The 9,275-nt window shown below is 62.5% G+C and carries 14 protein-coding genes; 2 read left to right on the forward strand and 12 right to left on the reverse strand.

Going from position 1 to position 9,275, the window contains the following annotated elements:
- Positions 1-279 precede the first annotated feature (279 nt).
- From VKR55_RS13055 to VKR55_RS13075, 5 genes are read right to left on the reverse strand one after another with little or no spacing between them, the layout of a single operon-like run.
- Positions 280-1,011, reverse strand: coding sequence for a lytic transglycosylase domain-containing protein (locus tag VKR55_RS13055; RefSeq protein WP_324403835.1), 732 nt, complete (start codon positions 1,009-1,011; stop codon positions 280-282).
- Complete coding sequence (locus VKR55_RS13060; RefSeq protein ID WP_324403837.1) at positions 1,008-1,328, reverse strand: DUF736 domain-containing protein; 321 nt, start codon at positions 1,326-1,328, stop codon at positions 1,008-1,010. Before VKR55_RS13060 ends, VKR55_RS13055 begins: the two co-directional genes overlap by 4 nt.
- Before the next feature lie 33 nt (positions 1,329-1,361).
- Positions 1,362-1,907: a S26 family signal peptidase gene (locus VKR55_RS13065; RefSeq protein WP_324403839.1), complete on the reverse strand. Its 546-nt coding sequence runs from the start codon at positions 1,905-1,907 to the stop codon at positions 1,362-1,364.
- Complete coding sequence (locus tag VKR55_RS13070; RefSeq protein WP_324403841.1) at positions 1,907-2,413, reverse strand: DUF2840 domain-containing protein; 507 nt, start codon at positions 2,411-2,413, stop codon at positions 1,907-1,909. Before VKR55_RS13070 ends, VKR55_RS13065 begins: the two co-directional genes overlap by 1 nt.
- Positions 2,410-2,703, reverse strand: coding sequence for a helix-turn-helix transcriptional regulator (locus tag VKR55_RS13075; protein ID WP_324403843.1), 294 nt, complete (start codon positions 2,701-2,703; stop codon positions 2,410-2,412). Before VKR55_RS13075 ends, VKR55_RS13070 begins: the two co-directional genes overlap by 4 nt.
- Before the next feature lie 318 nt (positions 2,704-3,021).
- Here VKR55_RS13075 and VKR55_RS13080 point away from each other — a divergent pair, with 318 nt between their 5' ends.
- Complete coding sequence (locus VKR55_RS13080; protein ID WP_324403845.1) at positions 3,022-3,243, forward strand: hypothetical protein; 222 nt, start codon at positions 3,022-3,024, stop codon at positions 3,241-3,243.
- Positions 3,244-3,332: 89 nt separating this feature from the next.
- Here VKR55_RS13080 and VKR55_RS13085 read toward each other — a convergent pair whose 3' ends face one another.
- The 3 genes from VKR55_RS13085 to VKR55_RS13090 form a co-directional block, all read right to left on the reverse strand.
- Positions 3,333-3,806, reverse strand: coding sequence for a DUF2285 domain-containing protein (locus VKR55_RS13085; protein WP_324403847.1), 474 nt, complete (start codon positions 3,804-3,806; stop codon positions 3,333-3,335).
- A 91-nt stretch (positions 3,807-3,897) separates the two neighbouring features.
- Positions 3,898-4,110 (reverse strand): transcriptional regulator domain-containing protein, encoded by a 213-nt coding sequence (locus tag VKR55_RS33075; RefSeq protein ID WP_414642356.1) that lies wholly within the window; start codon positions 4,108-4,110, stop codon positions 3,898-3,900.
- Positions 4,111-4,281: 171 nt separating this feature from the next.
- On the reverse strand, positions 4,282-4,542 hold the full coding sequence (locus VKR55_RS13090) for a DNA -binding domain-containing protein (protein ID WP_324403849.1): 261 nt from the start codon (positions 4,540-4,542) through the stop codon (positions 4,282-4,284).
- A gap of 221 nt (positions 4,543-4,763) precedes the next feature.
- On the opposite strand from VKR55_RS13090, the gene VKR55_RS13095 reads away from it, so the two are divergent.
- On the forward strand, positions 4,764-4,988 hold the full coding sequence (locus VKR55_RS13095; protein ID WP_324403851.1) for a helix-turn-helix domain-containing protein: 225 nt from the start codon (positions 4,764-4,766) through the stop codon (positions 4,986-4,988).
- A 414-nt stretch (positions 4,989-5,402) separates the two neighbouring features.
- Here the strand turns inward: VKR55_RS13095 and VKR55_RS13100 are convergent, their stop codons facing one another.
- The 4 genes from VKR55_RS13100 to VKR55_RS13115 all read right to left on the reverse strand — a co-directional run.
- Positions 5,403-5,729 carry a DUF736 domain-containing protein gene (locus VKR55_RS13100; protein WP_324403853.1) on the reverse strand — a complete coding sequence of 109 codons (327 nt, stop codon included), beginning with the start codon at positions 5,727-5,729 and terminating at the stop codon, positions 5,403-5,405.
- A gap of 556 nt (positions 5,730-6,285) precedes the next feature.
- Positions 6,286-6,993 (reverse strand): hypothetical protein, encoded by a 708-nt coding sequence (locus VKR55_RS13105; protein ID WP_324403855.1) that lies wholly within the window; start codon positions 6,991-6,993, stop codon positions 6,286-6,288.
- Complete coding sequence (locus VKR55_RS13110) at positions 6,990-7,907, reverse strand: DUF2493 domain-containing protein (protein ID WP_324403857.1); 918 nt, start codon at positions 7,905-7,907, stop codon at positions 6,990-6,992. Before VKR55_RS13110 ends, VKR55_RS13105 begins: the two co-directional genes overlap by 4 nt.
- Positions 7,908-8,242: 335 nt before the next feature.
- A partial coding sequence (locus tag VKR55_RS13115) for a DUF7146 domain-containing protein (protein WP_324403859.1) occupies positions 8,243-9,275 on the reverse strand: 1,033 nt, incomplete at its 5' end.

Consider the following 9,275-nt stretch of genomic DNA (forward strand, 5'->3'; position numbering starts at 1 on the left):
GTGGATCCTCCAATAGCGCCTGCCCGAACACGTCGGCTGGTAGCCGATTCATTGCTAAAGAGCCGCCGCGACTTTGGCAGTTGAGTTGCGGAGCCCCCCACTGTTTACGAGCGAAGCGAGCGTTCGCGATAGCGATCGTTACCCGGAGGGCCGAGACACCCGTAGGGTGGCTCGGTGAGGAGCGAAGCGACGAGTAGAGCGCGGGCCGAAGGCATCGCCCGTATGCCATCAGCACGTTAATGATGCGGGCTTGGCTTCGGATCATCACGTCTTCCTTCGCTACTTGCTGTGCGCTTCTCGCTTGCCGACGAAGAGGTGGCCGGGAGGCGGAACGAGCGCGGAAAGATCGGCGACCGTTCGGTCGTTGCGCGCGAAACTCGCCAGCGGCGTGAACGCCGAGCGACTGACGCCCGAGACGCCTGCCCGCTGCTCGACGAACAACGGCGCCTGCTGCCAGGAGACGTGATCGATGGTGAGGGAGCGATCGTCGTCGACAGGTCCGCCCGACAGCAGTGGCACGAGCTTCGCGACGTAGGTCACCGTCTCGTCCGCCAGCGGCCGGCCTGTCGCCAGATGGTCCTCGTAGCGTTGCGGGCCGCCATTGTAGGCAGCGATGAATCCTTCCGTGCCGAAGCGTTCGCGCATGTCACGCAGATACGCCGTACCAGCGACGATGTTGTCATGAGGGTCTGTGGGATCCGCCCCGAGGCCGTAGCGAATGCGCAATTCTGAGTAGGTGTTCGGCATGAGCTGCATCAGGCCGACCGCGCCTTTCGGCGACAGTGCCTTGGGATTGCCTTTGCTCTCGATCTGGATGACGGCGCGGATCCAGGACGCCGGCACCGAGAAACGGGTTGCTGCTTCGTCGATGAACGACTGCCACGAAACGGCGAGCTCGGCCGATGGCGTAGATGCAGGTTCGGCGTGGGCCGAAATGGGAAATGAGGTCACGACGGAGGCTGCGGCGATGATGCCGAAACGGCCAAGCCGCCGCGTCATCAGTGTGATCACGTCTGTCGCCGTAACGGACGGGTCCAGCTCAGATGGAAGATGTCGCCGTCGCGTTCCAGATGGAACAAGTTGGCGCGGATCGGGTGTGCGAAGGACGGATCATCGATCACGAGCGCAATGTAGTTGCCTGCCCGCTCGCCGGTGCGCTTCCAGCCCGCGCCGATCTCCACTTCGCCCGTGAGCACGCGATAATCCGGGGCGTTTTCGGCGTCGCTTTCGACTGCCGGGATGATGTCGATCTCGCGGTCGAGCGTTAGCGTCCGGACTGTGCCCTTATATCCATCGTTCTTGCGCTTGAAGATGCCGATATGAGCCATGATTTGCTCCGTGTTGGGTTGCAGGGTGAGAGATCAGCGTACGGCCGCGCGCCAGACGAACCGGCCGTCGCCGGCTTCGTCGGTCCACAGCGGGACGGCGCGTGCGACGACCGCCGTCATCGATAGCGGACCGAAATAGCGGCCGTCGAAACTGTCGGGTTCGTCCCAGTTCATGAGAAAGACTTCGTTGTTGCCGATGACGTGGCAGCCTTGCCAGCTTGGTAGCGGGCGGCCGCGGCCGTCGCGCTCGCGGGCTGGCGCAGCGGCAATGCCGTCAACATTGATTTGGGTGCCGATCCGACACACGGTTTGGCCGGAAAGGGCGAAGATGCGCTTGAGCAACGGGACGCCGCGCGGCAGATATCCGCCACGATCCAGGAGCGAGGCGAGCGGTTCCGGCGGTCGCACGACCACAAGTGTGGTGATGCGCGGACAGTTCGGTGGTTCGACCGCGTACAGTCCGCGGGGCACACTTGGCGTGAGATTCCAGACATATTGGGGGATGTCCTGATGTCTGGCCGTTGCCGTGATCGCAGCAATGGCCAGCAATCCGACCGCGAGCGGTGCGAGCCTGGTCATCACGGCACGATCCTGCGGCGCTTCAGCCAGGCACGGTGCCGGCTGAGCGTATAGGCGCGCGGTCTTTCGCCTACGATGAGACGGTTGTGAACGTGTCGCCAGTGATCCGGAGCGGCATCGGCCGGATCGATGCCGAGTGCCTCGACGGCGTCGATGGCCTGCAACACACGTTCGACCTTTGGCCAACTTTTGATCGACAGGAAGATTTCGCCACCTGGCTGCATGAGCGGCGCAGTGGTGCAGCGTTCGCCGGGCGCGACGGCGCGCAGAATATCGATCTCGGAGGAGATGGTTCCGTAGGTGTTGCCCGTCCAGCGGACGACTGCGAAGATGGCGTTCGGCGCGAATGAAACGCAGCGGCGATGACGATCAAGGCGGAGGCTCGCCATGGGCCGGCCGAAACGGATGCGCTGTTCGACGCGCTTGGCCAACCATGTCAGCTCGACATGCGTCAGCCGGTCAGGTGCCGGATCGGCGAATTGGTGGACGAAACCGCTGGCCGTCATTGAACGCGCCCTCGGCCCGATCGGTGAGCCGCAAGCCGCCCCAAGCCAGGCACCGGCTTGGCAGCATGAATTACGCCATTTCCCTGGTCGGACGTGGATTGGCGCAAGCCGACATCGGCCCAGGCTTGGACGTCTTCGATCGTATAAACGACCCGGCCGCCAAGCTTCCGGTAGCGTGGGCCGGTGCCATGCGTGCGATGTTTCTCCAGCGTGCGGTTGGAGACACCAAGCATGCGGGCGACTTCAGGAGTCCTAAGGTAGCGCGGAGACGGAGAGACTTTGTCGGCCATGGAATACATCCGGCTTAAGTTGGCCGTCTTTGCTCATCGACGGCGTGACAGGCGCACCATCGCGCATTTCGGGCAGCGACAAGGATGACGAAGATAGATCGACGCAAACTGTCCATCCCCGTCAAGCGACGGTCGTTGCTCGGCGGGGATTGTTGAATTGCGGCCCGAGGAGGAGGAATAGCGGCGGCGATCTTTCGCCTCATCTGCCGCAGCCTCCCGGGTGGAAGCTGCCCCATCAAGATTCCGTGGCCCGTCAGCGCCTCGTTGTTGCGGTAATTCGATATACTATCGCAGGGGGCTTTAATGGAGAACGTAGCGATGGCGAAGGAACTTGACTGGCCCGGGCTTGTCGATCGGATCGAGATTAGCGAGTCGGCCGGGATCACAGTTGAGCAGATCGATGACGAGATCACGGTCGCCATCGCGAGCGTTGTCTGCGTCCATTTTGAGGTAACGGCGGATCAGGCGCTCAAGCTATCCCGCGCACTGGCGGTGGCCGCAGACAACGCGGCTAAATTCCTTGCGTCAACGGAGACCTAACAATACGGCTGCGAGCCTCTGGTGACCGGCTGACGCGGCGCCGATAGGGGAAACAGTCTGACCAAGCACCCCGATCATGGAGTGCCCGGCTAATCGCCCCTGAGCAGATCGCGATAGCCGCCTCGCATGCGGCGAATTCCATCTCTGACCAGACGGATGATTTGGGCGCGGCGCGGCGATGTCAGCCATTCGCGGCGAGACTGCCCGCGGACGAGCGGGTCGAGCAACACGGCCGCTATCTCGCGATAGCTTGCATGCTGCTGCCAGCCGTCTAGCGCGCGTAGCATCAAGATCAGCCGTCGCCGCTGCTGAGCGGTGAGCGGCGCAACCGGCGGCGGCGCCGATCGGGTCAAGCTCAGCCAGAGGTGCAATGCGGCTTCGACGCGCTGCGGCATATGTGCGTCAAAGGGAATAACAGCTGCAAACGGTGCGGTCGGCGGGGCATCAGCAAGCATCCAAAGCTGGCGGTTGCCGCCATGCCCGCGCAGCAAGACATGGCGGCCGTCCGGCCGGCTGACGACAAATGCTGCCGGCGGTAGCTGCTTAAATGTCAGAGAGCTCACGGATTCGAGCGGCGACGTGATCAGGATGACGGCCGCCGGCAGGATGTTTGGATCCCAGAGCGTGGACGCTTGATCGCTACGCTGCCGGGGATCACTCGGAAAAGTTCAGGCCCCAGCGCTTTGCCAGCGCCAGAGCCACCTCCTGGTCACTCGGCGCTTGGCTTTGCAAAAGCAGACTCATCTGCCGATAGTCTTGGCGGTATAGCGGGTCGCGTCTCAGAAACTCCCAGGCAAATCCTGACCGCTGTACGCCGTCCAAATAGTCGGTAGATTCTTCCGACCGCCATCCTGCTCCGTCTGGCATGCGATAATCCCTACGATACGCAAATACGCATGCCCCCAATCCTAGGTAGAATTATTGGAACAGCCCCAAAGTTTAGAAGTACCCGGTCACGCAACACGTGTTGCAGCGCTCCTGCTGTGAAAGATGAGAGATCAAACGGGTGTCACAAAAAACCGTTGAACTCTCAGCTCATTACAGCGAGCGTCGAACGAGGTCGCGATAGCCGGACCGGCTCATCCATCGTGCGCGTGCAAGATGGCTGTCATGCACGCTGCGCGCGCGCTCGGGTTCTTTTTGAGGATCGAGGCCGAAGATGATGCGCACGACCTCGCGCCAGTCGGCTCCTTCTTCTGCGGCGTCCAGGAGCCGCAGGTAAGTCTTCAGGTGGCGCTCGTCATAGGGCGTCACGTGCGGCGAGTCTGGGGGATGATCGTCGAAGGCGGGTATGGTCATGGGCAAGTCCGGCCTCCTTCAATGCCGAACGTAGCACAATCTTGCTTGGAGCTGAGAATAGTCAGGGGACTTATACACTGCCTCGCGGCCTTGGCGTCGACTCGCAGGTTGCTTTGCGGCTCTCCTATCCGCCTGCCTAAACGGTATTGCCGGTTATCCCATCCCTATTTTGTCGATTTAAAGCGGTGGGTCAATAAGCGACAGGCAGCCCATTCTGGCACATGGACTGGCGCCAGGTTGTTGCAGCGAATTTGCGGAGGATTCGGCAGGAGCGTGGAGTCTCGCAGGAGACGCTCGCATATGAAGCAGACGTCAATCGTACCTACATCAGCAAGCTTGAAAAGGGGGAGCCGTGGGTCGGCCTTAAAATCTTGGTAAAGTTGTCGGACGTCCTGGGGGTTGAGCCGACCGATTTCCTTCGGCGGCCTGCTAAAAAGGCCAAATAGCCGATCTCAACGAGGCCATTGCCACTGTCACAGCTTAGCAGCCGGTAAACCGTAGATCTGGTCCATCGCCGATTTCGCGCAGATACTCGACACCGAGGGATTCAAGTTTGTCAGTATCGCGCCTGCCGAAAGGAAAGCAATTCAACGTGGCCATAGAGTTTGTTGCGCAATTCAAGCCTTCTAAAGGCGTATAGTTCAGCTTCGACCTTGATGATCGGTCCGCGAAAGTTGATCCAGCCGGCGAAAGCAAAACCTGACGGCACGGCATAGACCGCTCGCTAGGCTTCACTGCATAAGGGATGCGATTGGCTGGGCAGATGAGCATCGGTGAAGATTTCGTCCGGCGCGCAGTCCCAATTGGCGAGACGGGAAAATGCCCCGCCCGGACCAGCCGGACGGGGCATCCTGCGCCGGTCAGTCGCCGCCGCGGCGACCGTTGGGGCGAGACCAGATCAACGTGTGGGTCTTGCCGCCCTCGTCCTCGATCAGGTTCGCGTAGATCGGACCCGTGAAGCTTGGGTCGTCGAGCTTGACCGAGAGGTACGGGCGACCTTCGTTGGATCGCTTCGCCCAGGCGGCTCCGATCTCGACTCTTCCGACGAAGGCCCGGTGGGTCGGCGCGTTCTCGTTGCTGCTCGCGGCTTCCTCGACCAGGCGGACGTTCTTGGCCTTGAGACTGAGGGTGACGAGCTCGCCGGTGAAGCCCTGCTCGGTCTTGGTGAAGGTGCCGATGTTCGCCATTGTAGTTCTCCTTGCTCTGTTTCCGAGCCGCGACCATCGCGGTCTCGATGGCGACCGAAAGGCCGGAGACGAGCGACGCAGCATCCTTCAGGACCGCAGCGCAGCGGAGGATGCCGGCGGGCAACTTTCTTGGTTCGCGCGAGGAATGGGCGAAGCCCAGGGGAAGAAAGTTGAACGCCGGCATTGCGGCTAGGCGATCGAGGCGCAGCCGGTGTCCGGCTAAGGTCAGGCCATCGTAGACGTGAATGGACGCGCTTCTCGGAACAGGGAGTTTCGAAGGAGAATTGGCGAACATGGCATTGACGCCAGGAGAAGCCGGCGACGGCAATCGTCACCCTCTTGGGTCAGGCGTGGACGTTCGGCGCGCGAGGAAAGCAAGAGGCGGGAGGCATCACCATCGACCCTTGAAGGAAAGTAGATTTTTGCGCCGCGGGCGATCGAGCAAGAAGGCATCCCATGCGCCTCGGTCATAATACACACCCAGGCGATAACGCTCGAGCACACCGAGCGAGGTCGGCGGCGCGGATCCAATGCGTGGTGTTGTGGCGCCTTACCTTCACGCTTGCGCCGGGCGGCGCTGATTGTCGTCACTGGTAGGCGGTAGCGTTGCGGCAAGTCTTTGCCAGGCGATCGCGCCAATTAACATTGCCCCAACGATCGCAAAGGCCTGACGCCATCCTTCGGATGCCGAAGCCAAGCCGAACAGAGTGGACGTCAGGGAATAACCTGCGAGCGCGGCTGGGGCCGCGAAGACCAATGCGATCGCGCCGCGCAGGAGCGGCCCCCGCGCCTGCGCGAACGCCGCGCGCCCCACGATCAGAACCAGCGCGCCGGCACCGACGCCGAGCACGATGCCGCCGAGTGCGCCGGCTCCGGCCTCCTCTGCATGGAGGCCGACGAAGGCGCCGACAAGAAACGGCAATGTATAGATGGCCGCGCCGTAGAGCAGCCAACAGAAGAAACCTACTCCGACGAGGATGGAAAGTGCGGCCATGGTGGATGGCTCCATTTTTTGGACACGAATGATGCGCGCCTCCCACCACCACCTCGGCGCGAGCGAAGTGTAACCGATCGTAGACGCTCTCGGAATCAAAATTAAAGGTGAAGCAAGCTTCTTGCGATCGTACCGCTGATGGTGTGGATTCACGCGGCGAGACGACGCCGTCAATCTGGAAGAAACATCCAGATGGCGATTGACGTCGGCGCTATCGCCGACATAGCGTTTGCTGGTAGGCCTGCTGGCAAATGGGAGAACGGCGCTCACGCGCCGTCCTCGCCGATCTTCCAGACGGGGATGCCGAGGTGGCGGGCCTTGTCGGCGAGATTGGCCTGGATGCCGCTACCGGGGGTTACCAGCACCCCGATTGGCAGTGCTTCGAGCATGGCATCGTTGCGTTTGAACGGGGCTGACTTGCCCTTCGCCCAATCGGGCTTGAAGGCGATCTGCGACACCTTGCGGTGATCGGCCCAGCGCGATGCGATGCGCTCCGCGCCCTTCGGGCTGCCGCCGTGCAAGAGCACCATGTTGGGATGCTTGGCCCGGACCTGGTCGAGCTTGTCCCAGATCAGACGATGATCGTTGAAGTCGAGCCCGCCGGTGAAGGCGATCTTCGGACCGGGAGGAAGCATGACTTCGGTCTCGGCCCGGCGCTTTGCGGCGATGAAGTCTCGGCTGTCGATCAGCGCAGCCGTCATCGTGCGATGGCTGACTTTCGATCCGGTGCGCGGCTGCCAGTGTGATCCGGTGTGCTTGGCGAAATGCTCTGCGGCCTGGTCGCGGAAGTATTCCATCACATTGCGTCGTTCGATCAACGTCAGGCCTTGAGCGACGAGGCGTTCGAGCTCGACGGATCGGATTTCGGAGCCGTCCTGCTCGCGCTGGCCGCGCCGTTGCGCCTGTTCGTTGCTATCGAGCTCGCGTTCGATGCGCGCGGTCGCGCGGTGAAACAAATGGACCGTTGACCACAGGAGATCGTCGAGATCTGGCTCGAGCCTGGTGTCGCGCAGGCTGACAATTAGCGCGTCGAAGATGTCGGCGATGGTGCCTCCGATCAGTCGGCCTTCGGGCAGTGGCCTTGGATCTGGTTCGTCCTGGAACGGTCGGTACCCGTGGAGTTGCAGTTCGGCGATCGCGTGGTCGGTGGCAGAGGAAGCGGTGCCGTTGTGGTCGGTCGTCATGGAGGCGCTCCTTGATCGGATCGGCCGCGCCCATCGCGGCCTTCATGGCGACCAAAGGCGGCGGGCGGACCGGACCGGCACCGCGCAAGCGGCCGGAGCGAAGCGGAGGATGGCGGCGCGCGGCTATTTTGCTTCGCGATGCAAAGCGCGCGTCGTCCTGTGGACTATGTGAGCAGTCATTCGTGGGCGCGCGGCGGAAAATAGCCGCGCGCCGCCATTGCGGGGCCGGACCGCTTGCCGCAAAACGTCGCCTCTCAAGAAGGCCGGTTGCGCGGCCCTTTCCGGATGGAGAACCGCTGCACGACCCTCACGCACCTCTCCGCCCCCGCCCGCCCTTAGCGGATCCGATCGGCCACCAACATGAAGCGCGCGACGTCCTGCGGGAGGAGCTGGATTCGGACTGCAGCCCGAATCGTATCGAGGCCTAGCAGCCGCAAATCATCGTTGAAATCTCCCAGCCCGGGTAACAGCGGGATCACGTCGAGGCCGGCCTTATGAGCCCGGTCGCGCAACGTGTCGTGGGCCGTGTCGCCGGCGGGATCGTCGTCGCGCGCAACGTAGAGGCGGCGCAGTGTGGGCGGAAACAGGATTGCCGCAAGGTGTGCGGCCGAGAGTGCGCTCAGCATTGGCATGGCCGGCAGAAACTCGCGGAGCGACAACATGGTCTCGATGCCCTCGCCTGCGGCGGCGACATCGGCCACCGTGCCAAAGCGGACGGCGTGACCGAGCAGATCGCCGATCGCGCGACGCGGTGTGTCGATGGGCGCTTTGCCGAGCGTTACGGGATCGACTCCATCGGGATTGAGCCAGGTGCGATGCACGCCGGTGATACGATGGTTAAGGTCGGTGACGGCCGCGATCAATGCTGGCCAGGTCTCCGTGGGGCCGTGATCGCCGGGGCGATAGTAGCAGCGCGGGTGAAAGCGCAGGCTGTTCAGGCTTTCAATGTGCGTGATGCCACGATCGGCCAGATAGGATTGCGCGCGCGTGCCGGCGATGCCTTGCGAGATCGCCCACAATCGACGGGCCGCCTCCGATGAGCCGACAGGTGCTGGTCGGCGCCGGACGGCGGATACAAGATCGGGTGCGGGAGGCGGCAGGCTGAGGAAACGGCGAGCCTCTTCGGCGGCCTCGCTGAACGCAAGCCCGCGGCTCAATTGGATGACGTCGAGCAGATCGCCATGTTGTCCTGTTGCCGCATCGGTGTTATGTGCAGTTGAACATAACACCGAACATGTTGCGCCGAGAGTTATGTTGCGCCCCCGCGATTGGGCGCTTTCCCCCAGACGATCGACGGCTTCTACGCAACATAATGTCAGTGCGCTGCGGGAGGTCTCGTGATGTCCCGCGACGCTTCTGAACTGGCGC

It is taken from the genome of Bradyrhizobium sp., assembly GCF_035309285.1.
Classification (GTDB): Bacteria; Pseudomonadota; Alphaproteobacteria; order Rhizobiales; family Xanthobacteraceae; genus Bradyrhizobium.

Coding starts and splice junctions, on each gene's coding strand:
- VKR55_RS13110 (WP_324403857.1), bottom strand. CDS start 7,907: ATGACGACCGACCACAACGGCACCGCTTCCTCTGCCACCGACCACGCG.
- VKR55_RS33075 (WP_414642356.1), bottom strand. CDS start 4,110: ATGCCAGACGGAGCAGGATGGCGGTCGGAAGAATCTACCGACTATTTG.
- VKR55_RS13090 (WP_324403849.1), bottom strand. CDS start 4,542: ATGACCATACCCGCCTTCGACGATCATCCCCCAGACTCGCCGCACGTG.
- VKR55_RS13070 (WP_324403841.1), bottom strand. CDS start 2,413: ATGACGGCCAGCGGTTTCGTCCACCAATTCGCCGATCCGGCACCTGAC.
- VKR55_RS13065 (WP_324403839.1), bottom strand. CDS start 1,907: ATGACCAGGCTCGCACCGCTCGCGGTCGGATTGCTGGCCATTGCTGCG.
- VKR55_RS13075 (WP_324403843.1), bottom strand. CDS start 2,703: ATGGCCGACAAAGTCTCTCCGTCTCCGCGCTACCTTAGGACTCCTGAA.
- VKR55_RS13060 (WP_324403837.1), bottom strand. CDS start 1,328: ATGGCTCATATCGGCATCTTCAAGCGCAAGAACGATGGATATAAGGGC.
- VKR55_RS13095 (WP_324403851.1), top strand. CDS start 4,764: ATGGACTGGCGCCAGGTTGTTGCAGCGAATTTGCGGAGGATTCGGCAG.
- VKR55_RS13100 (WP_324403853.1), bottom strand. CDS start 5,729: ATGGCGAACATCGGCACCTTCACCAAGACCGAGCAGGGCTTCACCGGC.
- VKR55_RS13080 (WP_324403845.1), top strand. CDS start 3,022: ATGGCGAAGGAACTTGACTGGCCCGGGCTTGTCGATCGGATCGAGATT.